Source organism: Streptomyces sp. NPDC093109, assembly GCF_040701725.1.
Taxonomy (GTDB): Bacteria; Actinomycetota; Actinomycetes; order Streptomycetales; family Streptomycetaceae; genus Streptomyces.
In genome coordinates this window covers 75,481-100,016 of sequence record NZ_JBFBEZ010000009.1, presented here as the reverse complement: position 1 = coordinate 100,016, position 24,536 = coordinate 75,481, and the positions used below count along the sequence as shown (strand labels likewise).

The following is a 24,536-nucleotide window of genomic DNA, read 5'->3' as shown; positions in this document are numbered from 1 at the left end:
CACACATCTGCGGCCGCGAGATGTCTGCACCTTCGGACGCGCTCACCCACGTCCGCCAGACATTCAGCACCCGGCGGCCCAGTCGCCCGAAGAGAGCCTTATGACGCAATATCTCCAGGATCCAGCGCTTTGGGGTCTGATCGCTGGTACTCCTGTCGCCGCGGCCGCGATAGTGCGCGGCCGAAAATCCATCGCCGAGCTACGGAAAGAGAAGGAAGAACTCAAGGCTCATTACACCAACCTCGAGAACCACTACGCCGAGGCCGTGGAAGAGGCCAAGGACCGGGCCGAGGAAGCGACGAAAACCGCTCTGAAGTCCGCCATGCGTACGCTTCAGGGTCTCGCCAGCGAACAGCAGCTGGCCATCACGAAGTTGCAGGACAAGTACGGAGAACTCCAGATTCTCCAGGACCTCCTCGACATCGACCACATGAATTCGCAGTTCGCACGGCGCGCCCAGTCGATCGCCGTACTCTGCGACGGCTGGCTCGGCCGGCAGCGCGCCGCCGCGTCGCTCTACGACGTGGTCCGGAGCGCCAAGGGCCGTATCCGTCACTTCACACGGGTCGAGATCCGGGCCCAGAGCAACTTCGCCATTGTCAGCCGGGCCGTCGAGCCGGTCGCGCTCACGCTCGCCGAGCTGCTGGACAACGCGACGAGTTACTCCGCGCCGGAGACGATGATCGAGATCAATATCCGGCCCGTGCCCAAGGGTGTCTGCATCATCGTCGACGACGCCGGTGTCGGCATGAACGAGGAGGAGAAGAGCCGGGCCGCGAAGCTCCTGTCGAGCGAGCGCTCCCCCGGTGTCTCGGGGCTGGGCAACCCGCCGCAGTTCGGGTTCACCGTGATCGGTGTCCTGGCCGCCAGGTACGGCTTCACCGTGTCCGTGGACTCCACCTCGCCGTACGGCGGTGTGCGAGCGGTCGTGCTGCTCCCGGAGGATCTCCTCACGGCCATGCCGGCGCCCGAGCCCGAGCCCAAACCCACACCCAAGGAGTTCCCCACGGTGGCAGCGTCCTCCCCGATGCCGCCCGAGGAGAACCCGGTGGCTCCCTCAACCACGTTCGGCGGCCTCCCGAAACGCCGGCGCAGAGGGGCGATTTCCATCGTCCCGACCGCCGACACGACGGACACCCCGGTCCGCTCCAGCGAACAAGCCGCCTCTGTCATGGGCGCGTTCCAGCGCGGGACCCAGTCGGGCCGTCGTTCCCACAACGCAAGCAGCGAAGGGCATGAGACGCAGTGAATTACGACCTGTCATGGATGCTTGACAGTGCTCTGGAAGTGCCCGAGGCGCAGCACGCGATCCTGGTCTCCGCGGACGGTCTCCTCATGGCCAGGTCCAAGGATGTCGGCAAGGACCAGGCCGATACCGTCGCCGCCGCGATGAGCGGAATACAGTCGCTGAGCCGCACGGTGGTGGACTTCTGCGGCGTGCCGGGCAACCACCACCGGCAGTGGCGCCAGACCCTCGTCGAATTCGATCACGGCTGGGTGTTCCTCATCTCCGCCGGCGAAGGCGCCTATCTCGCGGTCTCCGCGACACCCGAGGTCGACATGGCCGAGATCACGTTCCGTATGCAGCAGCTCGTCGGCCAGCTCGGCAAAGCCCTGACCGCCCCCCCTCGCGAGATTGCTGACACCAAGGCATGACAACACCGGATGAACCGGATCAGGAACAGGCCACCACGCCCTTAGTCCCGGCGTATGTCATCACGAACGGGCGCAGCCTGCTGGACGACGACGAGTTCTCGCTGATCACCCTGGTGACCACAGCGCACAACTCGCCGCCGACCCAGCATCTCGACCCGGAGAAGCGCAGTCTTCTCGAACTGTGCGCCGGGGGCCATCTCTCGGTCGCCGAAATCGCCGGGCACACCCAGTTCCCGGTGGGCGTCGTCAAGATCCTGCTGTCCGATCTCACCCAGGGCGGGTACCTCATCACGCGGGCCCCGATCCCTGCCGCGAAGCTTGTCGAACGGAACATATTGGAGGAGGTGCTGCATGGCCTTCAAGCCCGCTTTGGATGATGGTGTCTATCTGCGCGAATCGGTGCAGACCGCGGCGAAGATCCTGGTGGTCGGGCATTTCGCCGTCGGAAAGACCACCTTCATCGGGACGATGTCGGAGATCCCTCCGCTGCGCACCGAAGAGGTCATGACGCAGGCGGGCGAGGGAATCGACGACCTCAAGGGCACGCCCGGCAAGACCACGACGACGGTGGCGATGGACTTCGGCCGGCTCACGCTCAGCGAGCAGCTGGTCCTCTATCTCTTCGGCACGCCGGGGCAGCAGCGCTTCGTACAGGTCTGGGAGGACATGTCCCGGGGCGCGCTCGGGGCGCTGGTGCTGGTGGACCCGGAGCGGCTCGAAGAGTCCTTCCCCGTCATGGACCTGGTCGAGCACTACGGCATTCCGTACGCCATCGCGGTGAACCGATTCGACGACCGGCCGAATCACGCGGACGACGAGATCCGGGAGGCGCTCGACCTGCTCCCCGAGACACCGCTCGTGAACTGTGACGCGCGTGACCAGCGTTCCTCGGCGAACGCGCTCATCACTCTCGTCCGCTACCTCCAGTCACGTCTCACCTAGGAGCACGGCCCATGTCATCCCCATCGGAATTCCCCTCCCCGCCACCGGGCTGCCCGGCGCACGGCAGCGGCAGGGGCGCCCCGCTGTACGGTCCCGAATTCGCCGCGGACCCGAACGCCTACTACGAGTACCTGCGGCAGTCGGGCCCCGCCGGGCCGGTCGAGCTGTCTCCCGGTGTGGAGGCCTCGCTCGTCACGGACTACGCGGCGGCGCTGCACGTCCTGCAGAACCCGGAGACGTTCGTCCGTGACTCGCGGCACTGGCGCGCGTTCAACGCGGGCGAAATCCCCCTGGACAGCGCGATCCTCCCCATGATGCTCTACCGGCCGAACGCGCTCTACTCGGACGGCGCCGAGCACATGCGTCACCGTCAGGCGGTGACGGAGACGTTCGCCAGGATCGACACGCACCGGGTGAGCCGGCATGTCGACCGGGTGGCGGACTACCTCATCAACCAGGTCAGCGGCCGGGGCAGAGTGGACCTGATCGCCGATTACGCCCAGCTGGTGCCGCCGCTGGTCTTCAACGAACTCTTCGGCTGCCCCCCGGACGTGGGCGACCAGCTGGTCTACAGCATCTCCTGCCTCATGGACGGCATCGAGACGGACAAGGCCATGGAGTCGCTGGTGGAGACGCTGATGGAGCTGATCGCTCTGAAGCGTGCCCAGCCCGGCGAGGACATCACGTCCTGGCTGATGCAGCATCCGAGCCGGCTGACGGACGAGGAGCTGATATCCGAGATCATGACCCTGATCGGAGGCGGCGCCGAGCCCACCCAGAACCTCATCGGCAACGCGCTGCGGCTCCTGCTCTCCGACGAGAGGTACTCCGGCGGCCAGCACGGCGCGAGCCTGCTGGTCGAGGACGCCATCAACGATGTGCTCTGGAACAACCCGCCCATCGCCAACTGGGCCGGCCACTATCCGCTGTACGACGTGGATCTCTCGGGGACGAAGCTGAACGCCGGAGAGCCCGTGCTCATCAGCTTCGCGGCCGCCAACAGCGATCCGAGTCTCTCCACGAGCCGTCAGACACTCAGCAAGCGCGCCCATCTGGCCTGGGGCGCGGGCCCGCACGCGTGCCCCGCCAAGGATCTCGCGATGCTGATCTCCGTCCTGACGATCGAGAAGCTCCTCAACAGGCTGCCGGACGTCGAGCTGAGCGTTCCGGTCGAGTCCCTGACGTGGCGGCAGGGGCCGCTGCACCGCGCGCTCACCGCGCTTCCCGCTCGGTTCACCCCGGCAAGAAGGGTAAATCCGGTGAATACACAATTCCCCGCCGATGCCCGTTCCGCGCCGACATCCTCGACGACCGAACAGCAGCGCCGCCCTCCAAAGGGGACTTTCTGGAGCGGATTCCTCTCCTGGTGGAAGGGGTGACATCTGCAACACCACGGTAACGGCCGGAGCCGCATGGGCGTTGAGCCCGAGGGGTAGTCAGGGTTGGACACTCCGTAATCCCCTGAGAGAAAGATTCTCGTGGAACCCACCCTGACCATCCCAGCCGTCGACCGCCGCACTGTGACCTCTCTTTTCTCTCGACTGCGCACCAGGAAAGGCCAGTCCAACCCGCTGCCACTCTATGCCGAAATGAGAAATCTCGGCGATGTCATCCCCTCCCCCTGGGGCGGACACCTCATCACCTCGTACGCGCTGTGCGACGAGGTCATGAGGAGCAGAAAGTGGAGAGTGCCGGATACGCAGTGGCGGACCAGCCAGCACAACTCCGCCCGCTGGAACACGCCGGCCTCGCTCCAGACAGCGAAATCACTTCCCATGCTCAATCCGCCGCTCCATACGCGAGTGCGGCGTTCGGCGGGGAAGATGTTCGGCCGGCGGACACTGGCGGAATTGAAAGAGTCGATCGCAAGGAATATCGAGAGCGTTCTCGACCAATTCGAGAGGAATCTGCTCGAAGGTGCGGCCGATTTCAATTCTGTGGTCGCCAACCAGTTGCCCGTCATGTCGATCGGGCAATGGCTGGGGCTGCCCGCCTCCGATTATTCACTGCTGCGCTCCCTGACCAACGATCAGACCCTCAGCCAGGAGTTCTTCCCGTCTCCCAGCCAATTGGCACGGGCGGACGCGGCGGCCCTCGGCCTCCAGGAGTACTTCACCGAGGTGATACGGGAGCGTCGCGAGGCCCCGGGGGACGACCCGGTCTCCCAGTGGATAGCGGCCTGGGACACCCTGGAACCGGACCGGGAGAAGGCCGACGCGGAGGCCCACTCCATGGCGGTCTTCGTGATCGTCGCCGGGCTGGAGACCACGGAGCATCTGCTGTCCAGCATGGTCCGGCTGCTGGCGCACCACCCCGAGCAGGCGGACCTGCTGCGCGCCCACCCCGAATACGTACCGCACGTGGTCGACGAGACTCTGCGGTACGACCCGGCGATCCACTCGATCAGCCGGCTGGCACCGCACGACACCACGCTGGGGGACACCCCTGTACGCGAGGGTGAGATGGTGCAGTTGATGGTCGGGGCCGCCCAGCACGATCCGCGGCAGTACACCGGCCCCGAGAACTTCGACGTCCGCCGCAGGCCGTCCCATTTCGGCTTCGGCGGCGGAATTCACTACTGCCTCGGTGCGCCACTGGCCCGGTTGGAGGGGGAGCTGCTGCTCACCTCGATGCTCAAGCGGATACCCCGGCTGCGGCTGAGCGAACTGCCCTCCTGGGAGCCCCGGGTCTCGTTCCGCCGGCTCAACCATCTTATGGTGACGGCGGCCTGAACCGAGTCCGACCGTTGTGACGAATCGTTTCTACGTCACCCGCCTCCAGAAGCGTCCGTCAGGAATCAAGCGAATGATGATCGATGATCTGAAAACCCTGCACGTCGAGTACGACGATGCGGTGGTGAAAGTCCGGCTGAACAGGCCGGAGACCGGAAGTGCGGTATCCGGGCCACTCCTCGACGAACTCCTCGCCGTCCTCGGCACGCTGGACGACCACCCCACCCCGCGCGTACTGGTCCTCTCCGGAGAGGGCGCCGACTTCTGCCGCGGCGGAGGCATGGCCGAATACGAGACGGGGCGGCCCGCAGCCGGGAACTGCTCCTCACCGCCGAGGAGTTCGACGCCGCCAAAGCCACCGAGCCGGCCTTTCTGTACAGAGTCGTACCGGAGGACCAGCTCGACGCAACCATCGACCGCTGGATCGAACCGCTGCTCAACCGCCCTCTCTCGGCCCTGCGCACCACGAAGGCCATGCTGAACGCCTACGCCGGAGCCCACCGCATGGCCGACGCCCCCCTGTTCGACGCCGAGCTGACGACCTCCGCCATCGCGGACCAGGAAGCTCGGGCGGCCCGGACCCGCTGAACCCGCGCCCGCCACGTGCCCGCCCCCGTCCGCACCGTCGCCGACGGGGGCCGGGTCACAGCGGCTCCTCAGCCCGCCGCACCCGTGAAGTGCTCCCGTACCAGGCACTGCACCGCCGTCAGATCCTGGGCGATCAGCGCGTCCAGCAGCGCCGAGTGCTCCGCCGCGTCCGCCACCAGATCGGCCTGGCGCGGCGCGGGCGCGCCCGTCAGCGGCCACTGGGACCTGCGGTGCAGGTCCTCGGCGATCGCGACCAGCTGCCCGTTGCCGGCGAGCGCGAGCACCGCCCGGTGGAACGCGCGGTCGCTGTCCGCGTACGCGGCCCGGTCCCCCACCGCGGCGGCGACGCCCGTGGCCCGGGCCAACGGCCGCAGCGCGGACCACTGTTCGGCCGTGACGGTGCGGGCGAGCCGCAGCATCACCGGCACCTCGATCAGGGCCCGCACCTCCGCCAGCTCGGCGAGTTCACCGGCGCCGCGCTCGGTGACCCGGAAGCCCCGGTTCGGCACGACCTGTACGGCGCCCTCCAGCGCCAGTTGCTGCATCGCCTCCCGTACGGGGGTGGCCGAGACGCCGAAGCGCTCACCGAGCGCGGGGGCCGAGTAGATCTCGCCGGGCACCAGATCGCCGCCGACGAGCGCGTCGCGCAGCGCGTCGAGGATCTGCCCGCGCACGGAGTGACGGCGTACGGAGGCGTGTCCCCCGAACGGCCCTGCCGCGCCCGTCGCCGGGGGCCCGGCGGGCTCACTGTGCGTGTGCTCCCCGCGCGCCCGTTCCGGCGCCGGACCGGTGCCGGGACGCTGCTCCGGCACCCGGTCGGCCGGTGGTACGGGGCCCTCCGCGCCGGGCGCCGGGCCGTACCGTACGGCCGGGCACGCGCCGTCGGCGGGCCCCCGCGGCACGGCGGCGTCGTACGCTGCGCCCTGCTCCACTCGGGTCCTCCTCCGCCGTCCGGTCGGCGCCGCGTCGGGCGGGCCTGCTGCCTCACGTGCACGATAGGCCGACGGGGCCGCAGTTCAAACCTCGATCACATCCGGTAAGGTAAGGCTTACCTGCAAACGATCCCGATTCGGTGGTCCCCTGCATGACCGTCCCCACAGTGCTGACCGGCCTCCGGACCTCTCCGGTGTCGGACGCGTACGCCCGGCTGACCGAGGTCTTCCCGTCGTTGAGCGTCGATGTGCTCACCGAGGGTGAGCGCGCCCCCTTCGGCAGTGGCTGGGTGGGCGCCGCCGATCTCGCGTCCGGGGGGCCCGCCCTCGACACGTTCCTCGGCTGGGACGAGGAGCAGGTGCGCCGGGACTACGGGCAGCAGGGGCGCCCCGATGTGATCGCCAGCTTCGCGCTGCACCGCTATGCCTGGCCGGCCTGTCTGCTGATCACCATGCCGTGGTTCCTGCTCCGCCGGGTGCCGCGGGTGCCGGTCGAGGGCGTCTCGTTCCAGCGCGCGCTGGGCCGGATGACCGTACGGCCCGGCACGTTCGCCTGTCTGCCCGACGACCCCGCGGCGGCGCTGCCGGAGGCCCGGGTCGTGGCGGACGAGGAGGCCCTGCGGGCCGAGGTGCGTACGGCCGTGGCCGAACACCTCGAACCGATCCTGGACGGGTTCGCCCCGCGTATGCGGCGCGGCCGGCGGGCGCTGTGGGGCATGGCGACCGACGAGATCGTCGAGGGGCTCTGGTACATCGCCCATCTCCTCGGCGAGGAGCGGCGCGCGATGGCGGAGCTGGAGCTGCTGCTGCCCGGCACCACCAAGCCGTATGTGGGGACGGCCGGTTTCCGCGAGCTGACGGGACCCGACGGCGAATCTTTGCCGACCCGTGACCGAGCCAGCTGCTGTCTCTTCTATACCCTGCGTCCCGAGGACACCTGCGTCACCTGTCCGCGTACCTGCGACGACGACCGGGTTCGCAAGCTCAGCACGCGCTCCTGACCACGCGTCACCACGGATCCCACGCCACCCGCCGGGGTGATATTAATCGAACATGACAGCCACCTGCCGAACGGTAGCGCTAGCCGATCGTGCATATTTGTGTGCCGCACCGCCTCGTTGGTGTTCTCTTGTCCCGAAAGCACCTGACGGGCACCGCACTTCCGCCAAAATGGCGTCCCAAACGCCCTACTGCGATGCAAGGAACACCGCATGCGACTGACCGACATATCGCTGAACTGGCTGCTTCCCGGCGTCGTGCTGATCGTCGGAATCCTGGTGGCGGTGGCTCTGCTCGCGCGCGGCAAGCGCGCAAGTCAGAAGTCCTCGGCCGTTGAGGACTCCTGGGAACGCAGTGAGGAGCGCCGCAGACGGAAGGAAGCGATCTACGGCATCGCCTCCTACGCCCTGCTGTTCTGCTGTGCCGCCGTGGCGGCCGCGCTCTCCTTCCACGGCCTGGTCGGCTTCGGCCAGGAGAACCTCGGCCTCTCGGACGGCTGGGAGTACCTCGTCCCGTTCGGCCTCGACGGCGCGGCCATGTTCTGCTCCGTCCTCGCGGTCCGCGAGGCGAGCCACGGCGACGCGGCCCTCGGTTCGCGTCTGCTCGTGTGGACGTTCGCGGGTGCCGCCGCCTGGTTCAACTGGGTGCACGCGCCCAGGGGTCTGGGCCACGACGGTGCTCCGCACTTCTTCGCCGGCATGTCCCTCTCGGCCGCGGTGCTCTTCGACCGCGCGCTGAAGCAGACCCGGGTCGCGGCGCTGCGCGAGCAGGGGCTCGTCCCCCGCCCGCTGCCGCAGATCCGGATCGTCCGGTGGCTTCGGGCTCCCCGTGAGACCTTCGCCGCCTGGTCGCTGATGCTCCTCGAGGGCGTCCGCACGCTGGACGAAGCGGTCGACGAAGTCCGCGACGACCGGCGGCAGAAGGAGCAGAACCGGCGCACCCTGCGCGAGCAGGAGAAGATGGAGCGCGCTCAGATCAAGGCGCTCAACCGGCAGCACCGGGCCTGGGGCCGCGGAGGCCGTCAGGTAGCTCTTCCTCCTGCCATGAATGGAGGTTCGGGCTCCCAGCCGGCCGTCGAGGCCGCCGCGGAGCCTGCTATACCCGAGCCGGGACAGCTGCCCCAGCGATCTCGGCTCTCCCTCCAGCCCGTGCAAGGCACTGAGACCCGCACCGTCGATCTCACCGCCGAGGACGACACCCAGGCTCTGCCGCGGCTCGACTCCCTGGAGCGCAAGCTCAAGGAGATGGAGCAGCAGTTCGGCTGAGGCCGAGAAACAGCAGCACGAGCAGTACCCGTACAAGCAGCACCGGAACCATCAGCAACACGAGCGTAGGGAACACACCGACCGGTGTGGCGGGCGACCGTCACACCGGTTCGTTCGTCCTTCACCGGGCTCATGCCCTACCCGTACCCACTGACGTGCGCGTTCATCCTCATGCCGCCGCTCCGTTCAGTTCGAACCAGATCACCTTGCCGACGGGCCTGGACCGTATCCCCCAGTCGTCCGCCAGGCTCCGTACCAGCGCCAGACCCCTGCCGTGCGTGGCGTCGTCGGGGACCGGCCTGCCGGGTAACGGTGGCCGGGGCAGCACCGCGAGGAAGTCCCTTACCTCCACCCGCAGCCGGGTGTCCGCCACCGTCGCCGTGACGACCGCTCCGGTCTCCGTGTGGACGAGCGCGTTGGTGACCAGCTCGCTGATGAGCAGTTCGGCCACCTCCGCGGAGTCCCGCTCCCGCCAGTGCCCCAGCATCTCCCGGAGCGCGTGCCGTACTTCGGGGACGGCCGCCAGATCGGCGCCCCCGACTCTGCGTCGAATCCCTCGTGTCACTCTGTCCCCCCGGCCGTTCGTGGCCGGCCGCGCCGGTGGCGCCACCGTGTTCAAGAGATGCATTCCCCTCCCGTATGGGACCACTCATGGCATGCGGCATCTCTGGGTGAGCGGGCCGTCACACCGCCCCGGGCGGGAACCTTGGGAGCGTCAGGGACGGGGCACGTTCCGCAGGTTGGCGCGGGCCATGCGCGCCATCCGGCCCACCCCGCCGTCCAGGACCATTTTGCTCGCGGAGAGGGCGAAGCCGGTCACCATGTCCGCGCTGATCCGGGGCGGGATGGAGAGCGCGTTCCGGTCGGTGACCACATCCACCACGGCGGGCCCCCGGTGCCGGAAGGCGTCCTTCAGCGCGCCGGCCAGCTGCCGCGGCTTCTCGACCCGTACGCCGTACGCCCCGGCGGCGCGGGCGATGGCCGCGAAGTCGGTGGGGTGGTTGTCCGTCCCGTACGCGGGCAGCCCCGCCACCATCATCTCCAGCTCGACCATGCCCAGCGCGGAGTTGTTGAAGACGATCACCTTGACCGGCAGGTCGTACTGGACGAGCGTGAGCAAGTCCCCCATCAGCATGGCGAGTCCGCCGTCACCGGACAGCGAGACGACCTGGCGGTCGAGGTCGGTGAACTGCGCGCCGATGGCCTGCGGAAGCGCGTTGGCCATCGAGCCGTGGCTGAACGAACCGATGACGCGGCGCCGTCCGTTCGGCGTGAGGTAACGGGACCGGGACCCACCCGCCGCGGCCGGAGCCCGTCCCGGCTCCCATCAAGCCACGGCGGGCCGGGGCGCGCACACGCGGTTACGCCTGCCGGACGGGTTACGCCTCCCAGACGCCGACGGCCGTACGGTCGTCCGCGTACCCCTTCACACGGAGGCCCGCGTCCGCGAGGAACTCGCCCAGCCCCGGCGGCTCCGGGGACGCCCAGCGGCCGGCCAGCTCCTCGGTCAGGGCCGGCACGCCGCGCATCGGGTCCGCGAGCCCGGGGCCGCACAGCAGCAGTGTGTCGCCGGGCCTGGCCACCGAGGCGCGGAAGCGGAACGGGTCGGGCGGGGGCGGCAGCGGGCCCTCGATGTACGGGGCCTGGAGCTGTGCGATGTCCAGGTCCACGGTGAGCCGGTCGCCCGGGGCGGAGGCGGCGGACGTGGTAGGCGCCGCGGACGCCACGGTGTCCTGCGGCTTGCGCGGCGGCGAGCCGTAGCCGACGACCGGCCCGCCGGTGGCGCCGGCGGCGGGGGCCGGGAGGAGCGGTTCCAGGTCCTGCCAGGCGCCGTCCCTGAGCCGGAAGAGGCCGCCGTCGCCGATCCCGAAGAAGACCCGGGTCCGGCACTCGGGGTCGGCGGAGAGCAGCAGACAGCGCAGGCTCGTGGTGTACTCCCCCGGCTCCACTCCCCGTTCCGCGGCGCGGGCGCGCAGCATGCCGAAGGTGCGGTCGGTGAGCCGGTGCAGCCCGGACTTGAGGTCGCCCCTGCGGCCGGCCCTTATGTCGTCGGAGAGCCGGCCGTGGCTGCGTCCGACGGCGGCGGCGATCCACTGGCAGGCGTCCGCCGCCGCCCGGTGGGCGCTCCCGGCGGCGGCGCGGGAGCCAGTGGCGACGGAGACGAGGACGAGGGCGCCGGTCCCGGTCCCGAAGCGCGCGGTGAGCAGCGCGTCGCGCCGGGGGTCGCCGCGGTGGCGCGCGGAGTCGCCCCGTACGGACATCGCCCGCAGGGTGTACGCGCCGTAGGAGGCGCCGTCGAGGACCGTGTCGGGGACGATCTCGTGGATCAGGTCGGCGTCGGCGGCGGGCAGCGCGGTCGGCTCGGGGCCGTAGGTGGGCGGCCGGTCGCCGATATGGGTACGGCGCGCGTCCGCCCGCCCGGTCGCGCCGGCGTCCGGTGGAGGCTCGGCCTCCGGTGGGGATCCGGGCTCCGGTAAGGACTCTTCGTACAGCCGGTTCCACCAGTCGTCGCCGGTGGGCCGCTGCCCCTGCTGGTTCATGCCCCCATTGTCGGCCGGGCGGGCGTCGCGGGACCGGACATCGCGGAAAAGAGTCCGCCGGGCGACCCCACCCCCCACGGGAAGGACGCCCGGCGAACCGTCACAGGTTCAGCCGGCGCGGACGCGGCGGCACGAGGCCGGGTGCGTCATCGCTGCCGGGCAGAGCCTGGTCACGAATACCCGAAGGGCATATGACCACGGTCTGTCGCTGCTGTGATGGCGCCACCTTCGCATGACTGCCGGGCCGTACAGGGATGATGGGGGCGGCGGGTTTACGCCGTGGCCGGTATCCGCCACGGACTCCTGTGGAATCATCGCGTCCGGATCGGCCGCGCAGGGCGTACAGGGAGGGGTCGCAGGGGTGCTGGGGCTGGGAGCGATAGGTCTCGACGAGAGACAGGAGTCCGCGTATCGCGCGCTGGTGGCGATCGGCGCCGCGGAGGTCGCGGATCTGGCACACCGGCTCGCCCTCCCGGAGCCGGACACCGAACACGCGCTGCGCAAGCTGGAACGGCACGGGCTGGCCGCCCAGTCCTCGTCCCGTACGGGCCGGTGGGTCGCGGCGCCGCCCGCGGTCGCCCTCGGGGCGCTGCTCACCCAGCACCGCCACGAGCTGGAGCAGGCCGAACTGGCGGCGGTGGTGCTCGCCGAGGAGTACCGGGCGGAGGCCACCGAGCCGGCCGTGCACGATCTGATCGAGGTGGTGACCGGCGCGAGCGCGGTGGCCCACCGCTTCCGCCAGCTCCAGCTGGGCGCCACCGAGGAGGTCTGCGCCCTGGTCACGGGGCAGCCAGTCGCGGTGACCGGCCTGGACAACGAGGCGGAGGAGCGGGCGGCGGCGCGCGGGGTCGCGTACCGGGTGGTGATCGAGCGCGAGGTGCTCGCGCTGCCCGCCGCGCTCAGCGAGCTGTCGGCGGCCCTCGGCCGTGACGAACAGGTACGCGTCACCGAGCGGGTGCCGACGAAGCTGGTGATCGCGGACCGCTCCCTGGCGATGGTCCCGCTGACCGGCCCTGGCGCCGAGCCGGCCGCGCTGGTCGTGCACGCCAGCGGGCTGCTGGAGTCGCTGATGGGGCTCTTCGAGGCGGTCTGGCGCGAGGCGCTGCCCCTGCGGCTGCGCACGGACCACGGCGGGAGCACGGAGCGTCCTGACGGAGGGGGCGGAGGGGACGGCGGTGCCGAGGCCGTCGGCGGTATCGGCGGCAATGTGACCGAGGGGCGTCTCCCCGGCCCCGACGCCACCGATCTGGAGATCCTCTCGCTGCTGCTCGCCGGGATGACGGACGCCCGCGTCGCCAAACAGCTCGACCTGGGGCTGCGGACCGTACAGCGCCGGGTGCGCGGGCTCATGGAGCTGAGCGGGGTGACCACCCGGCTCCAGCTGGGCTGGTACGCGTACGAAAAGCAGTGGGTGGCGCGCGACCTGCGTAAATGACCGCAATCCTGCACAGTTGGCGCATGGACGTGTGGCAGCTCGTGCTGGTCGGCCTGGTCATGCTGCTCGGTCTGCTCGGCGTGCTGGTCCCGGGGGTGCCGGGACAGGCGATCGTCTGGGCCGCGGTGCTCTGGTGGGCGCTGACCGACACCAGCCGACCCGCCTGGGGCGTGCTGATCGGCGCGACCGCCCTGCTGCTGCTCAACCAGGCGCTGCGCCCGCTGCTCCCCGGGCGCAGGACCCGCAGGACCGGCGCCCCGCACCGCACGCTGGTGGTGGGCGGGGTGACGGCCATCGCCGGCTTCTTCGTGGTGCCGGTGGCGGGCGGGATCCTGGGGTTCGTCGGGGGGATCTACGGCGCGGAGCGGATCCGGCTGGGCAGCCACCGGGACGGCTGGGCGTCGACCCGCACGGTCATGCGGGCGGCGGGCTACTCGCTGCTGGTGGAGCTGTTCGCGTGCCTTCTGGTGGTGGGCGCGTGGCTGGGCACGGTGATCTGGGCCGGGTCGTAGGACCGCGGACCGGTACGCGCGGCCGATGCGGGCCCCCGCGGAGCCGTGTGAGGGTGGGAACATGACGGAATTCAGTGAGGCCGAGCGCGCGTATCTGCGGACCCAGCGGCTGGGCAGGATGGCGACCGTGGATCCGAAGGGGCAGCCGCAGGCCAACCCCGTCGGTTTCCATCCGCAGGACGACGGGACGATCCTGATCGGCGGTTACGCCCTGGGCACCACCAAGAAGTGGCGCAATCTGCGGACCAATCCACGGGTGGCGCTCGTCGTGGACGACATTGTGAGCACCGACCCGTGGACGGTCCGCGGTGTGGACATCCGGGGTGAGGCGGAGCTGCTGACGGGCCCGCACGATCTCGGCCCGCACTTCAGCGAGGAGCTGATCCGTATTCACCCGCGCAAGATCCACAGCTGGGGCCTGGACTGACCGTACGCCCGCCGGTGGACCGGACGCCCGCCGGCGGACCCCGCGCCGCTACCGGACGCGCCCGCGCTTGGCCTCCACGGCCGCACGCCCCTCCGCGCCCTTGCGCTTCCAGTCGCGCCGCAGCTCACTGCGGAGCCGGGCGTCGGTCTTGGCGACGATGTACCGGTTCTCCCGCAGCAGCTTGCGGTAGCTGTCCAGCCGCCGCTCGGGCAGCGAGCCGTCCCCCACCGCCGCGAGCACGGCACAGCCGGGCTCCGCGCCGTGGGCACAGTCGTGGAACCGGCACTCCGCGGCGAGCGCCTCGATCTCCGCGAACGCCTGGCCGACGCCGGCCTCCGCGTCCCAGAGCCCGACCCCGCGCAGCCCGGGTGTGTCGATGAGCACCCCACCACCCGGCAGGGCGAGGAGATTGCGCGTCGTGGTGGTGTGCCGCCCCTTGCCGTCCACGTCGCGGGCGGCCCGTACGTCCATGACCTCGGCCCCGAGCAGGGCGTTGGCCAGCGACGACTTGCCCGCCCCCGACGTACCGAGCAGCACACTCGTACCGCCGGACAGGACCGCGGAGAGCACATCGACGCCCTCCCCCGTCAGCGAGCTGACGGCCAGCACCTGCACACCGGGCGCGGCGGTCGCGATGTCCTCGGCGAGATGTCCGAGGACGGCGGCGGTCACCAGGTCCGCCTTCGTGAGAACGACGAGCGGGAGCGCGCCGCTCTCCCACGCCAGGGCGAGGAAGCGTTCGGTACGGCCCAGGTCGAGTTCGAGGGCGAGGGAGATCACGAGGACGGCGTGGTCGACGTTGGCGGCGAGGATCTGGCCCTCGGACCGCTTGGACGACGTGGAACGCACGAAGGCACTGCGGCGCGCGAGGAGGGCGCGTACGTACCGTGGATCGCTGTCCGCCGGGTCGACGGCGACCCAGTCCCCCGTGCACACCACCTTCATCGGATCGCGCGGCACGACGAACTCGGTGTCGGCCCGTACGGTGCCGTCCGGGGTGACGACATCGCAGAGTCCGCGGTCCACCCGTACGACGCGACCGGGCAGCAGCCCCCGCGCGCCGTACGGAGCGAACTCGGCGTCCCAGCCCGCGTCCCAGCCATGGGCGGCGAGGGGATGCGGAGCGGAGGAAGCCTGAGGAGAGGAGAAAGACAAGGGGAAACCCTTCAAGGGGTGGCCCCGGCACAGACGCACGCGCGCACAGGCGCGGAAGTGAAACGGAACGGTCAGCCGGAGACCACAGGGATGGGAACGATGAACCTCTGAACCTGGGAAACACCCAGCACAGTGACCGTCATCAATGTCCTCACCCCCTGCTTCTCCACACGCCGACAACGCCCCGGAAGCGGCACGTTACGGCCGCCTACGGCCGACGCTCCCGGACGACGCCCACCCTAACCACACCCCGCACGCCGCCGCGAACCCTTTTTTTCCCGCCTCGGTCTACGTCCACACCACGGCCACGACAGCTGCGGCCGCCGTGAACGTCGCCACGGCGAAGAAGGCCCACGGTTGTCTGTTGCGCATGCCCACCAGCGCTGTCACCGCCACCAGGACGTCCAGGGCCAGCTTCACCCCCATCTTCGCGTGGGACAACGGCAGGTCCAGGGAAACGCGAGTCCAGATGAGTCCCGCGCCGGTGACCAGCTGAACGACCGCGCTGCTCACCATGTAGCCGCCGGTCACCGGGTCCTTTCCCCGCAGCTGGTAGAAGACGCCGCCCAGGAGCGCGGCGAACCCGAAGAGGTGGAAGACGAGGAACACGTAGCGAAGGATCTCCATGCCAGTGATCTTTCTGTCGAGTCGGACGAGTTGATGTTGCGCACAGGAGCCACCTGGACCGGGGCGATGCTCCGGCTGTCCTGTCGTCGTCTGTACGGCCATGACGCGCTCCCCCCCTGTTCTGCCGTGCGGCGGTGGCTCGGTAGTGTCTCGGTGGTCCGACAGCACGGGCCCTCGAAATGTGAGGTGAAGCGCCGCGATGAGCACTCCGACCGAGCCCGGGCACGATCGGTCCGAGCCGGGCCTGAGCGCGGTCCTCGGCGAGCGGCGCCGACTGACCAACCTCGCCTACCGGCTGCTCGGTTCGCTGGCCGAGGCCGAGGACGCCGTACAGGAGACGTACACGCGCTGGTACGGGATGTCGCGGCAGAAACAGGAAGCGATCGAGTCGCCGGGTGCCTGGCTGACGACGGTGGCCGGCCGCATCTGCCTCAACACGCTCAGCTCGGCGCGGGTCCGGCGCGAGCGCTATGTCGGCACGTGGATACCCGAGCCGCTGCCCGACCGTACGGAGTGGATCGGCGGGCGGACGGGCGGCGGCGGAACCGAGCCGGCCGACCCCGCCGACCGGATCACCCTCGACGAGTCGGTGAACATGGCGTTCCTCGTCGTACTGGAGTCGATGACGCCGGCGGAACGCGTGGCGTTCATCCTGCACGACGTCTTCCGGTACCCCTTCGCCGAGATCGCCGCGATCGTGGACCGGACGCCGGCGGCCTGCCGGCAGCTGGCGTCCTCGGCCCGCCGGCGGGTACGCGCCGCGCGGGTTCCTGAGGTTCCGAGGGCCGGGCAGCCGGGGCGGGCCGGACAGGCCGCTCTGGTGCGGCACTTCAAGGAGGCGTGGGAGGCCCGGGACATCAAGGCCCTCGTCGCACTCCTCGACCCCGACGCCACCATGACCGCCGACGGCGGCGGCCTGGTCGGCACGGTGCTCCGCCCGGTCGAGGGCAGCGGGCCCATCGCCCAGTACCTGATCCACATCGCCGACAAGGCCCCCGGCCTGACCCTCCTGGAGCGCACGGTCAACGGCCGGCCCGGCCTGGTCGCCCAGCGCGCCGGAGTCACCGTCACCGTGGCGGCGTTCAGCCTCTCCGCCGACCGCGTCACCCGCATCTGGGCGGTCCGCAACCCGGAGAAACTCCGCGCGTGGACCGAGGGCGGAGGCAACTGACGCGTCGCCGGGGCCCCGGTCACCGGAGGCCGGGGCGTCAGAGGGCGATCAGCCCGGCCGCCGTCTCCCTGAAGCCGCAGACGTCGGCGTAGAACGAACGCAGATGCTCCTCGAAGTCGACGTGGAGCCACTCGCACTTCGCCGCGCGGGCCCCGCCGGCCGCGGCAGCGACAAGCGCGGCACCCACTCCTCGCGACCGGCGGTGCGCGGCGACCACGGTGTCCAGGAGGAACGCGTGCGCTCCACCGTCCCAGACAACGTTGACGAAGCCGATCAGAGAGCCGTCCTCCCGGGCACAGACCCAGCCGAGGCTGTGGCGGCTCACGCGTGTGCGCCAGTCGGTCCGGGCAACCGGGGAGCCGAAGCCGTCCGCGTGCAGGGCGTTGAGGGACGCGTTGTCGAAGTCGCCCCGCCACTCGTACGTGATCGTCACGCCCGGATCCTAAGGCGTCCGCGCCTGTCCGCTCGCGTCCGCGCCCGGCCGCTTCCGGGAACGGGCCTACCGGTCCGGTCTGTTCACGCGGATCAGTGTCTGCTGGCCGTTGGCGACGAGGGTTCGTCGGTCGTCCTGGGCGGCGAAGACCTCCAACTGGCAGACGGTCAGTGTGCGTCCGGACTTCACGACCGTGCCGACCGCCTCGATGTGGTCGCCGGCGGCGGGGGCCAGGAGGTTGATCTTGTACTCGACCGTGAGCACCTCGGCGTGCTCGGGGAAGAGGGTGAGCGCCGCGTAGCCGCCCGCGGTGTCCGCGATCGCGCTGGTGCCGCCCGCGTGGAAGTAGCCGTGCTGCTGGGTCACTTCGGGCCTGGCCGGGAGGACGATGTGCACACTGCCCGGCGCGATCCGGGTCAGCCGGGCGCCGAGGAGTGCCATCAGCCCCTGACGGTCGAAGCTCGCCCGGACACGCGCCTGCACCTCGGGGCTCGCCTGTTCCGGCTGCCGCGCCTGCTCCGCCATGTGTTTCTCCTTCGGCCAACAACGTGGATGGCGTACATCGTGGATTCCGTACATCGTGGATTCCGTACATCGTGGCTGCCGTCAGCTCGCCAGGCGTTCCAGCAGCAGGAACCCGCCGATGACGATCATCATGGCGCCGGAGACGCGTGTGACCGCCCTCGCCGCCGACGGCCGGGTCTTCAGTACCGTACGGGCGAGCACGCCGACCGTGAGGTAGACGACCGCGCAGGCGGCCATGTGGAGCCCGCCGAGCAGGCCGGTCTGGGCGGCGACGGGCCAGCCCGTGCCGGGGTGGATGAACTGCGGGAAGAGGGAGAAGTACAGCAGCAGCGCCTTGGGGTTCAGGCCGCTGATCCCGGCCCCCTTGAGCATGATCCGCGTCCGCGAGGAGGGCATCGCCTCCGCCGACGCGCCCAGGACCGCCGGCCGTGACAGCACGCCCCAGCCCAGCCACATCAGATAGCCCGCTCCGGCGACGGTCAGCGCGGTGAGTACGGTCGTGGAGCTCGCCACGATCACCACCAGGCCGGCCACGGCGAGCGCGGTGTATCCCGCGTAGCCGGCTATCAGCCCGGCGACCGCCGGGACGACCGACCGGTCCCTGAGCCCCGCCGTGATCGCGTAGGCCCAGTCCGCGCCCGGTGTGAACACCAGCAGCAGGTCCACTGCCAGAAAAGCCGCCACCGTCGTCGTATCCATCGCTGCCCGTTCCCTCTTGCTCTCTCTTGCTCTCTTACCGGTTCTGCTCTCTTACCGGCTCCCACCCCCAGAGGAAGATTAGGGTCGTTCTGCCCGAAAGTGCTTCCATGTTTTACCCGTATTGGCTCCCCATGAGGGAGAATCCTTCCCATGGATGCCCTTGACCGGAAGATTCTTGCCGAGCTGCAACGGGACGGCCGTCTGACGGTGACCGAGCTCGCCGCCCGCGTGCAGCTCAGCGTCTCGCCCTGCCACCGCCGTCTGCGCGACCTCGAACGGGCGGGCGCGATCCGCGGCTACCGCGCGGTCGTCGACCCGGCCGCCGTCGGCCTGAACTTCGAGGCGCTCGTCTTCGTCACACTGCGCTGGGAGGACCGCGACACCGTCACCGCGTTCGAAGAGGCCGTGGCCGCCGTCCCGCACGTCATCCAGGCGCAGCGCCTGTTCGGCGAGCCCGACTACCTCCTGCGCGTCGCCGCCACCGACCTGGCCGCCTTCCAGCAGCTGTACGACCACCGGCTGGCCACCCTCCCGGGCGTCCAGCGGCTGACCTCCACCCTTGTCATGAAACACGTCGTGGATGAGCGGCCCCTGCCCGGGTGATCCCCCGCGCGCGGGGCCACACGGGGGGCCGCGAGGGGTTGACGGCGGCCGGTCTGGCCATCACCTTCAACAGCGGGCGCGCATTGGGAGCGCTCCCATACGGCCTCACCCCCCGCACCGCCACCCGAAGGACGGCCAGATGAAGACATTTCCGCGCACCTCCCCGATATCCCGCAGGACGCTGCTCACGGCCGCCGCCGCGGGCGTGGTGACCGCCGCCGCCTCCCCCGCGCGGGCCTCCGGCCCGCAGGGGCGGTTCCACACGGTGGGCCGGGTCAGCCCGGCCGCCGACGGCGCGGTGCGGTACACCTGGCCCGGTATCGCCTTCGAGGGCCGGTTCCGCGGGACCGGGGTGGGCATCGTGCTCGATGACTACGACAACGACTACGACGTCCAGATCGACGGTACGACGACCACCACGCTGGTGACCCCCGGCCGGACCACCTCCTGGGTCGGCGGGCTCCCGCACGCCGAGCACAGCGTACGGATCGTCAAACGTACGGAGAGCCCCTGGGCCGCCGGCCTGTTCGGCGGGTTCGTGGCGGCTCCCGGAGGCGCGATCCTCGCGAAGCCCCGGGCGCGGAGCAGGCAGATCGAGTTCATCGGCGACTCCTTCACCGCCGGATACGGCAACGCCTCCGGCACCCGCGACTGCTCGGGCAACGGCGGAGTCAACCGGAACAGCAACGCCGACCTCGCCTTCGGCGCCCTCACCGCCCGCGCCCTCGGCGCCGACCACCAGCTCAACGCCTTCTCCGGCCTCGGCATGGTCCGCAACTACAACGGCGGCAACCCCACCACCGATTTCCGCACGTACTACGACCGGGCCCTGCTGAACGTCGAGGGTGACGTCTGGCAGCGGCCGATCACCTGGCAGCCCCAGGTGATCGTGGTGGGTCTCGGCATCAACGACTTCTCGACCGCCCTCAATCCGGGCGAGCGCTGGGCCACGGAGGACGAGCTGGCCGCCGCCTACGCGACCGCGTACCACGGCTTCCTCGACACACTGCGCGCCCGGTACGGCCGCGAGACGTTCATCCTGGTCAGCGCCACTCCGCTCGGCAACACCACCGCCTTCACCCGGACCGCCGAGCGCGTCGTCCAGGAGCGCGGAAGCGGCGGCGACCACCGGACCGGCTACTGGGTCTACGACGATCCGGGGCTGGACCGTCTCGGCTGCGACTGGCACCCCTCGCTCCACGACCACCGGATCATCTCCGGCCTGCTCATCAGCCGTCTCGCCACCCTTCCGCTGCGCTGGTGACCGGGCCGCCGGCCAGGGAAATCCAACGGGTAAGTCGGTCGAATTAATGTGTGGCTTGAATGCGGCAGTCGCCTGATTGACCCACTAAGTCAAGCGACTTACCGTGATGCCTCCCCACACCGAGCGGAGGCACCATGGCTGCCGATCCGACCCCCGACACGGCCCCCGACCCGACCCCCGACTACCCGTTCGACCGCGAGACGACCCTGGAACCCCCGCACGCCTGGGCCGAGTTGCGCGAACGGTGCCCCGTGGCCCACGTACGGCTGCCGAGCGGTGACGAGGCCGCCCTGCTGACCCGGTACGACAGCGTCCGGTCCGTGCTGGCGGACCCCCGGTTCACGCGTACGGGGGACGGCGCGGCCCGGATCGCCACCACCGACGACGGCGGCATCTTCCTGCGCGACAGCCCCCTCGCCACGCACGGACCCGAACACCTCCAGTGGCGGCGGCTGCTGACCCGCTGGTTCACCGCGCGGAAGATCGAGGAGTGGCGGCCCAGGGTGCAGGCCATGGCCGACGACCTGGCGGACGGTCTGATCGCCGGCGGATCCCCGGGGAACCTCTCGGCGGACTTCGCCCTCCCGCTGCCGGTACGGGTCATCTGCGCGCTCGTCGGCGCCCCGGACAAGGACCAGGACAAGTTCGCGCACTGGTCGGGCGTCATGCTCACCCTGACGCGCTATACGCAGGCCGAAGTGGACGCGGCCTACCGGGACTTCAACGGCTATGTCACGGATCTCGTGGAGCGGCGCCGGGCGGATCCCGGCGACGATCTGCTGAGCGAGCTGACCAGGGTCTCGGACAGTGGTGACGGCCGTCTCGACACACCGCAACTGGTCGCCACCGTCCGGGGCATCCTGCTCGCCGGGCACGAGACCACCTCGAACATGATCTCCATCATGGCGGCGCTGCTGCTGTCGGAGCGGTCCCGGTTCGAGGCGGTGGTCGCGGATCCGGCGCTCACCGCGAACACCGTCGAGGAGGTCCTCCGGATGGACACCACCCTGGGGGTCGTCGGCGTCCCCCGGTTCATCACGGAGGACATCGAGGTGGCGGGCGTCACGGTGCCGGCGGGGACGACGGTGCTCCCCAACAACGCCGCCGCCAACCGGGATCCGCGTAAGTTCCCGGACCCCGACCGGTTCGACGAGAAGCGGGAGAACAGCGCCCAGCATCTGACCTTCGGCGCCGGCGCGCACTTCTGCGTCGGCCAGCCGCTGGCCCGGATGGAGCTCCAGGTCGCCCTCGGTACCCTCGCCCGCCGGCTGCCGGCGCTCCGGCTGCGCGACGGGGCCGACGCCCTCAAGCTCCGTACCGGCGGCATGACCGGCGGCCTCCAGGACATCTGGGTCACCTGGTGAACCTCCGCACCGGCCGGGAAGACCGGGGCACCCGTCACCTCCCGGCCGGTGCGGCCCGTGCGGCCCGTGCGGCCCGTGCCGTCGGGGTGGCCGGCGTGGCCGGCGGTATCGCGAGGTGTGATATCTCAAGTTCATGCAACCGAGAAAGCCGGCGGCGGGCGCCCGGCTGCCCACACCGGAGATACTGCTGCACACGGCGGAGTGCCTCTTCGCCGAGCACGGCATAGCCACGGTCTCGAACCGGCGGGTGGCCGAGGTGGCGGGGGCGGCCAACAACTCCGCCGTCCTCTACCACTACCGCAACAAGACCGGGCTGCTGCTCGCCATCGTCCGCAGACACCACACGGAACTGGAGGAGATCCGCAGCCGCATGCTGGCGGACGCGGAGGCGGCCGGCTCGGACGATCCGCGCGACTACATCGCCTGTCTGGTGCTTCCCCTGACCGAGCACCTCCGGCGCCTCGGCCCGCCCACCTGGTACGCGCGCTTCAGCCTCCAGGCCATGACCGACCCGTCCTTCGTCGAGGAGCTGGCCCGTGAGCTGGCCGCCTCCCCCTCGACCCAGCGGCTCTGGACGCGGCTCACGGCGCTGGCCGACCGGGTGGACCACGAGGTGCTGCGGCACCGGAGCCGGCTCGTCTGGCTGGTCATCGTGCACGCCTGCGCCAACTTCGAGCGGGATCTGGCCGACGGCGAGGGGCGCGCCGGAAGCGGTTGGGACGATGTCGGCCGCTTCCTGGTGGACGCGGTCGCCGGCATGCTGCTGGCCCCGGTCACCCGCCCGCCGGAGTGACGGCCCGCCGGACCGCCGACGCACCGCCGCCGCACCGCCGCCGCGCCCGCGTCGTCAAGGACGCCTGCCCAAAACGGCGTTGACGGGCAACCCCGACCCGGCATGGATCATCTGACCGTAAAATCAGAGATCCACGGCAGTCGAGGCACTGGGGGCAGTAATGCGGGCGAACGGGCTGACGAGCGAGGCACCGCGGGACAAGCGTGGTGCGGTGGCCCTGCGCCGTGCCGCCGCCCTGCCCGACCGTGCCGCGGCGGCTCTCGCGGCCGGGCGTGGCGACACGCTGCCGACGGCGGATCTGCTGACGGCGCAGCAGCTCGCCGGGAACACCGCCGTGTCCTCCGCCCTCGGGCGTCCGGCGGCCGGGCGCGGAGGACACGGCGGTATGCGAGTCCAGCGGGCGCGTCAGGAGGAGCGCGAGAAGACGCCTTCCGCCCCCTCGCGTGCCGCGCGGGCCGTCGCCGAGACCGGCACGGGCACGCTCGGGCTGGGTTCCGATCTGGCGGCCCCGGCGGCCACCGCGACCATCGCCGGGCAGTACGACGTACCGACCTTCAGCACCACGGAGTCCTACAACGTGGGCATCGCGGGCCCCGCGGGCACCGCCGTGGCGGCGGGTGCCGGGCTCTACGGGAACGTCCGGGCGGGCCGCGCCGCGCACGAGGGGCGCAAGAAGGCGCCGGAAGGCAGCGGGCAGCAACACGGTTTCACCCGCGATCTGCGCGCCGCCCGGGGTGACGGTGCGCAGAACAGCGCCGCCATGGTGGGCGGTGTGCTCAACGCCGCCGGTGGCGCGATGAACCTCTCCGGGAACTTCACCCCCGCCGTCTACAACGCCGTCCTCTCCGGCGGCGGCGCCGCGGCCCTGCCGGGAGCCGCCGTGCAGACCGCGCGGTACGGCCGCAAGGCGGCCAAGGCGCGGAAGCGGGTGAAGAGCCTGGAGGCTCTGATGCAGGCGCAGGACCAGCAGCCCGCGGTGGCGCTCAAGGCCGCGAACGATGAAGTGCAGGCGCGCCTCGAACTCGTACACACACTTGACGGCGAGTTCGAGGCCGCGCACGCCGATTACAAGGCCCGGGTCCAGGACATGGCGAGGCCGGAGGCCAACCGGCGCTTCCCGGACACCACGATCGAGCTGCTGGGCAGCCTCAGGCTCACGTACGAGGGTCTGGAGACCCAGCTCCAGGAGGCCGTACGCGCCCACTCGGCCGCCGTGCAGCAGGTCACCGTGCGCGAACAGGCGCAGGAGGCGATGACCAAGGCCCTGAACGAGTTCGCGCGGATGGTCGGTCAGCACGACAGCGGTGGTGCCGACGAGCAGATCACCCTCCAGCAGATCCAGCTCTACGCGATCCGGAAGAACAAGCGGGGTGTCCACAAGAAGATGGTGAGCGCCCTGGGCGGGGCGCTGGGCGTCTCCGCCTCGGTCGCCTCGCTCATCTCCACGATCGCCATCGCCGCCGGGGCCACCGCGGGCGCCGCCGTACTCGTGACGACGCCGGTGGGCTGGGGGCTGGCCGCCGCTGCGGCGACGGTCGCGCTGGGGCTCGCCTCGTACAAGTCGTGGAAGACGATCGCCAAGCGCTGGGAGCAGTCCGGGGCCGCGTCGCCGGAGGACGGGACCCTGGAGCATCTGGGGAAGACCCTGGCCTTCTGGCGGAAGACGGGCCCCAGCAAGCGTGAGGAGTACGCGGCGGCGCTGTACCGGTACGCGCGCGGCACGGACGAGACGCAGGCGGAGATCGCCCGCAACACGGTGCGGAGCCTCGGGCTCGACTGGGGCCGGATCAGGAACGACGAGGCGAGCGCCACCCAGTTGATCGCCGCCAAGATGGCCTCCTGACCCGGCCGCCCGGGCGGACTCGTCGAGGATG

At 70.6% G+C, this 24,536-nt stretch carries 26 protein-coding genes and 1 pseudogene; 18 read left to right on the top strand and 9 right to left on the bottom strand.

The genetic code is table 11. The features are described 5' to 3' along the window. Nucleotides 1-100: 100 nt before the first annotated feature. From AB0389_RS11825 to AB0389_RS11795, 7 genes are all read left to right on the top strand, one after another. The gene (locus AB0389_RS11825; RefSeq protein WP_366395190.1) at nucleotides 101-1,249 is read left to right on the top strand and encodes an ATP-binding protein; all 1,149 of its coding nucleotides are present in this window, start codon (nucleotides 101-103) and stop codon (nucleotides 1,247-1,249) included. Further along, nucleotides 1,246-1,656, top strand: coding sequence for a roadblock/LC7 domain-containing protein (locus AB0389_RS11820; protein ID WP_366395189.1), 411 nt, complete (start codon nucleotides 1,246-1,248; stop codon nucleotides 1,654-1,656). Before AB0389_RS11825 ends, AB0389_RS11820 begins: the two co-directional genes overlap by 4 nt. Beyond that, nucleotides 1,653-2,033 carry a DUF742 domain-containing protein gene (locus tag AB0389_RS11815; protein ID WP_366395188.1) on the top strand — a complete coding sequence of 127 codons (381 nt, stop codon included), beginning with the start codon at nucleotides 1,653-1,655 and terminating at the stop codon, nucleotides 2,031-2,033. Before AB0389_RS11820 ends, AB0389_RS11815 begins: the two co-directional genes overlap by 4 nt. Continuing rightward, nucleotides 2,008-2,598, top strand: coding sequence for an ATP/GTP-binding protein (locus tag AB0389_RS11810; protein WP_366395187.1), 591 nt, complete (start codon nucleotides 2,008-2,010; stop codon nucleotides 2,596-2,598). Before AB0389_RS11815 ends, AB0389_RS11810 begins: the two co-directional genes overlap by 26 nt. An 11-nt stretch (nucleotides 2,599-2,609) precedes the next feature. Then, nucleotides 2,610-3,977 (top strand): cytochrome P450, encoded by a 1,368-nt coding sequence (locus tag AB0389_RS11805; protein WP_366395186.1) that lies wholly within the window; start codon nucleotides 2,610-2,612, stop codon nucleotides 3,975-3,977. A 99-nt stretch (nucleotides 3,978-4,076) separates the two neighbouring features. Further along, complete coding sequence (locus AB0389_RS11800) at nucleotides 4,077-5,330, top strand: cytochrome P450 (protein ID WP_366395185.1); 1,254 nt, start codon at nucleotides 4,077-4,079, stop codon at nucleotides 5,328-5,330. A gap of 73 nt (nucleotides 5,331-5,403) precedes the next feature. Then, complete coding sequence (locus AB0389_RS11795; protein ID WP_366395184.1) at nucleotides 5,404-5,811, top strand: enoyl-CoA hydratase-related protein; 408 nt, start codon at nucleotides 5,404-5,406, stop codon at nucleotides 5,809-5,811. Nucleotides 5,812-5,986: 175 nt separating this feature from the next. Here AB0389_RS11795 and AB0389_RS11790 read toward each other — a convergent pair whose 3' ends face one another. Next, nucleotides 5,987-6,730 (bottom strand): GntR family transcriptional regulator, encoded by a 744-nt coding sequence (locus AB0389_RS11790; RefSeq protein ID WP_366395277.1) that lies wholly within the window; start codon nucleotides 6,728-6,730, stop codon nucleotides 5,987-5,989. Between the two features lie 272 nt (nucleotides 6,731-7,002). Here AB0389_RS11790 and AB0389_RS11785 point away from each other — a divergent pair, with 272 nt between their 5' ends. Both AB0389_RS11785 and AB0389_RS11780 read left to right on the top strand, forming a co-directional pair. Beyond that, complete coding sequence (locus AB0389_RS11785) at nucleotides 7,003-7,851, top strand: (2Fe-2S)-binding protein (RefSeq protein WP_366395183.1); 849 nt, start codon at nucleotides 7,003-7,005, stop codon at nucleotides 7,849-7,851. Nucleotides 7,852-8,061: 210 nt separating this feature from the next. After that, nucleotides 8,062-9,114, top strand: coding sequence for a DUF2637 domain-containing protein (locus tag AB0389_RS11780; RefSeq protein WP_366395182.1), 1,053 nt, complete (start codon nucleotides 8,062-8,064; stop codon nucleotides 9,112-9,114). A 169-nt stretch (nucleotides 9,115-9,283) separates the two neighbouring features. Here the strand turns inward: AB0389_RS11780 and AB0389_RS11775 are convergent, their stop codons facing one another. The 3 genes and pseudogenes from AB0389_RS11775 to AB0389_RS11765 all read right to left on the bottom strand — a co-directional run bounded on the left by AB0389_RS11775 (nucleotide 9,284) and on the right by AB0389_RS11765 (nucleotide 11,654). Further along, entirely contained in the window at nucleotides 9,284-9,667 is a 384-nt protein-coding gene (locus AB0389_RS11775; RefSeq protein WP_366395276.1) for an ATP-binding protein, read from the bottom strand. 162 nt (nucleotides 9,668-9,829) lie between these two features. After that, nucleotides 9,830-10,399: pseudogene (locus AB0389_RS11770) on the bottom strand (thiamine pyrophosphate-dependent enzyme); the annotation flags it as partial. A 94-nt stretch (nucleotides 10,400-10,493) separates the two neighbouring features. Further along, entirely contained in the window at nucleotides 10,494-11,654 is a 1,161-nt protein-coding gene (locus AB0389_RS11765) for a protein phosphatase 2C domain-containing protein (protein WP_366395181.1), read from the bottom strand. 361 nt (nucleotides 11,655-12,015) lie between these two features. On the opposite strand from AB0389_RS11765, the gene AB0389_RS11760 reads away from it, so the two are divergent. The 3 genes from AB0389_RS11760 to AB0389_RS11750 all read left to right on the top strand — a co-directional run bounded on the left by AB0389_RS11760 (nucleotide 12,016) and on the right by AB0389_RS11750 (nucleotide 14,028). Beyond that, nucleotides 12,016-13,089 (top strand): helix-turn-helix domain-containing protein, encoded by a 1,074-nt coding sequence (locus tag AB0389_RS11760; protein WP_366395180.1) that lies wholly within the window; start codon nucleotides 12,016-12,018, stop codon nucleotides 13,087-13,089. Between the two features lie 23 nt (nucleotides 13,090-13,112). Further along, nucleotides 13,113-13,601, top strand: coding sequence for a DUF456 domain-containing protein (locus tag AB0389_RS11755; RefSeq protein WP_366395275.1), 489 nt, complete (start codon nucleotides 13,113-13,115; stop codon nucleotides 13,599-13,601). A gap of 61 nt (nucleotides 13,602-13,662) precedes the next feature. Continuing rightward, entirely contained in the window at nucleotides 13,663-14,028 is a 366-nt protein-coding gene (locus AB0389_RS11750; RefSeq protein ID WP_366395179.1) for a PPOX class F420-dependent oxidoreductase, read from the top strand. 48 nt (nucleotides 14,029-14,076) lie between these two features. On the opposite strand, the gene rsgA is transcribed toward AB0389_RS11750, so the two are convergent. Together rsgA and AB0389_RS11740 are read right to left on the bottom strand one after the other, a co-directional pair. Next, nucleotides 14,077-15,183, bottom strand: coding sequence for a ribosome small subunit-dependent GTPase A (gene rsgA / locus AB0389_RS11745; protein WP_366395178.1), 1,107 nt, complete (start codon nucleotides 15,181-15,183; stop codon nucleotides 14,077-14,079). 288 nt (nucleotides 15,184-15,471) lie between these two features. Beyond that, a complete protein-coding gene (locus AB0389_RS11740) occupies nucleotides 15,472-15,810 on the bottom strand; it encodes a hypothetical protein (RefSeq protein ID WP_366395177.1) in 339 nt (112 codons plus the stop codon). Between the two features lie 199 nt (nucleotides 15,811-16,009). Between AB0389_RS11740 and sigJ the strand changes: the two genes are divergently transcribed. Next, nucleotides 16,010-16,981, top strand: coding sequence for an RNA polymerase sigma factor SigJ (gene sigJ, locus AB0389_RS11735; RefSeq protein ID WP_366395176.1), 972 nt, complete (start codon nucleotides 16,010-16,012; stop codon nucleotides 16,979-16,981). 37 nt (nucleotides 16,982-17,018) lie between these two features. Here the strand turns inward: sigJ and AB0389_RS11730 are convergent, their stop codons facing one another. The 3 genes from AB0389_RS11730 to AB0389_RS11720 all read right to left on the bottom strand — a co-directional run bounded on the left by AB0389_RS11730 (nucleotide 17,019) and on the right by AB0389_RS11720 (nucleotide 18,638). Continuing rightward, nucleotides 17,019-17,414, bottom strand: a complete 396-nt coding sequence (locus AB0389_RS11730; protein ID WP_366395175.1) for a GNAT family N-acetyltransferase — start codon at nucleotides 17,412-17,414, stop codon at nucleotides 17,019-17,021. A 66-nt stretch (nucleotides 17,415-17,480) separates the two neighbouring features. Continuing rightward, nucleotides 17,481-17,939, bottom strand: a complete 459-nt coding sequence (locus AB0389_RS11725) for a PaaI family thioesterase (RefSeq protein WP_366395174.1) — start codon at nucleotides 17,937-17,939, stop codon at nucleotides 17,481-17,483. 81 nt (nucleotides 17,940-18,020) lie between these two features. After that, complete coding sequence (locus AB0389_RS11720) at nucleotides 18,021-18,638, bottom strand: LysE family translocator (protein ID WP_366395173.1); 618 nt, start codon at nucleotides 18,636-18,638, stop codon at nucleotides 18,021-18,023. A 150-nt stretch (nucleotides 18,639-18,788) separates the two neighbouring features. On the opposite strand from AB0389_RS11720, the gene AB0389_RS11715 reads away from it, so the two are divergent. From AB0389_RS11715 to AB0389_RS11695, 5 genes are all read left to right on the top strand, one after another. Further along, nucleotides 18,789-19,241: an Lrp/AsnC family transcriptional regulator gene (locus AB0389_RS11715; protein ID WP_366395172.1), complete on the top strand. Its 453-nt coding sequence runs from the start codon at nucleotides 18,789-18,791 to the stop codon at nucleotides 19,239-19,241. Nucleotides 19,242-19,380: 139 nt separating this feature from the next. Then, nucleotides 19,381-20,505 carry an SGNH/GDSL hydrolase family protein gene (locus AB0389_RS11710; protein ID WP_366395171.1) on the top strand — a complete coding sequence of 375 codons (1,125 nt, stop codon included), beginning with the start codon at nucleotides 19,381-19,383 and terminating at the stop codon, nucleotides 20,503-20,505. 134 nt (nucleotides 20,506-20,639) lie between these two features. Beyond that, complete coding sequence (locus AB0389_RS11705; RefSeq protein WP_366395170.1) at nucleotides 20,640-21,869, top strand: cytochrome P450; 1,230 nt, start codon at nucleotides 20,640-20,642, stop codon at nucleotides 21,867-21,869. Between the two features lie 133 nt (nucleotides 21,870-22,002). Continuing rightward, entirely contained in the window at nucleotides 22,003-22,662 is a 660-nt protein-coding gene (locus AB0389_RS11700; protein ID WP_366395169.1) for a helix-turn-helix domain-containing protein, read from the top strand. Between the two features lie 160 nt (nucleotides 22,663-22,822). Continuing rightward, nucleotides 22,823-24,505, top strand: coding sequence for a hypothetical protein (locus tag AB0389_RS11695; protein ID WP_366395168.1), 1,683 nt, complete (start codon nucleotides 22,823-22,825; stop codon nucleotides 24,503-24,505). The last annotated feature ends 31 nt before the right edge of the window (nucleotides 24,506-24,536 follow it).

Coding starts and splice junctions, on each gene's coding strand:
- AB0389_RS11695 (WP_366395168.1), top strand. CDS start 22,823: ATGCGGGCGAACGGGCTGACGAGCGAGGCACCGCGGGACAAGCGTGGT.
- AB0389_RS11765 (WP_366395181.1), bottom strand. CDS start 11,654: ATGAACCAGCAGGGGCAGCGGCCCACCGGCGACGACTGGTGGAACCGG.
- AB0389_RS11810 (WP_366395187.1), top strand. CDS start 2,008: ATGGCCTTCAAGCCCGCTTTGGATGATGGTGTCTATCTGCGCGAATCG.
- AB0389_RS11725 (WP_366395174.1), bottom strand. CDS start 17,939: ATGGCGGAGCAGGCGCGGCAGCCGGAACAGGCGAGCCCCGAGGTGCAG.
- AB0389_RS11795 (WP_366395184.1), top strand. CDS start 5,404: ATGATGATCGATGATCTGAAAACCCTGCACGTCGAGTACGACGATGCG.
- AB0389_RS11815 (WP_366395188.1), top strand. CDS start 1,653: ATGACAACACCGGATGAACCGGATCAGGAACAGGCCACCACGCCCTTA.
- AB0389_RS11740 (WP_366395177.1), bottom strand. CDS start 15,810: ATGGAGATCCTTCGCTACGTGTTCCTCGTCTTCCACCTCTTCGGGTTC.
- AB0389_RS11755 (WP_366395275.1), top strand. CDS start 13,113: ATGGACGTGTGGCAGCTCGTGCTGGTCGGCCTGGTCATGCTGCTCGGT.
- AB0389_RS11720 (WP_366395173.1), bottom strand. CDS start 18,638: ATGGATACGACGACGGTGGCGGCTTTTCTGGCAGTGGACCTGCTGCTG.
- AB0389_RS11780 (WP_366395182.1), top strand. CDS start 8,062: ATGCGACTGACCGACATATCGCTGAACTGGCTGCTTCCCGGCGTCGTG.
- AB0389_RS11705 (WP_366395170.1), top strand. CDS start 20,640: ATGGCTGCCGATCCGACCCCCGACACGGCCCCCGACCCGACCCCCGAC.
- AB0389_RS11750 (WP_366395179.1), top strand. CDS start 13,663: ATGACGGAATTCAGTGAGGCCGAGCGCGCGTATCTGCGGACCCAGCGG.
- AB0389_RS11825 (WP_366395190.1), top strand. CDS start 101: ATGACGCAATATCTCCAGGATCCAGCGCTTTGGGGTCTGATCGCTGGT.
- AB0389_RS11805 (WP_366395186.1), top strand. CDS start 2,610: ATGTCATCCCCATCGGAATTCCCCTCCCCGCCACCGGGCTGCCCGGCG.
- AB0389_RS11700 (WP_366395169.1), top strand. CDS start 22,003: ATGCAACCGAGAAAGCCGGCGGCGGGCGCCCGGCTGCCCACACCGGAG.
- sigJ (WP_366395176.1), top strand. CDS start 16,010: ATGAGCACTCCGACCGAGCCCGGGCACGATCGGTCCGAGCCGGGCCTG.
- AB0389_RS11710 (WP_366395171.1), top strand. CDS start 19,381: ATGAAGACATTTCCGCGCACCTCCCCGATATCCCGCAGGACGCTGCTC.
- AB0389_RS11785 (WP_366395183.1), top strand. CDS start 7,003: ATGACCGTCCCCACAGTGCTGACCGGCCTCCGGACCTCTCCGGTGTCG.
- AB0389_RS11715 (WP_366395172.1), top strand. CDS start 18,789: ATGGATGCCCTTGACCGGAAGATTCTTGCCGAGCTGCAACGGGACGGC.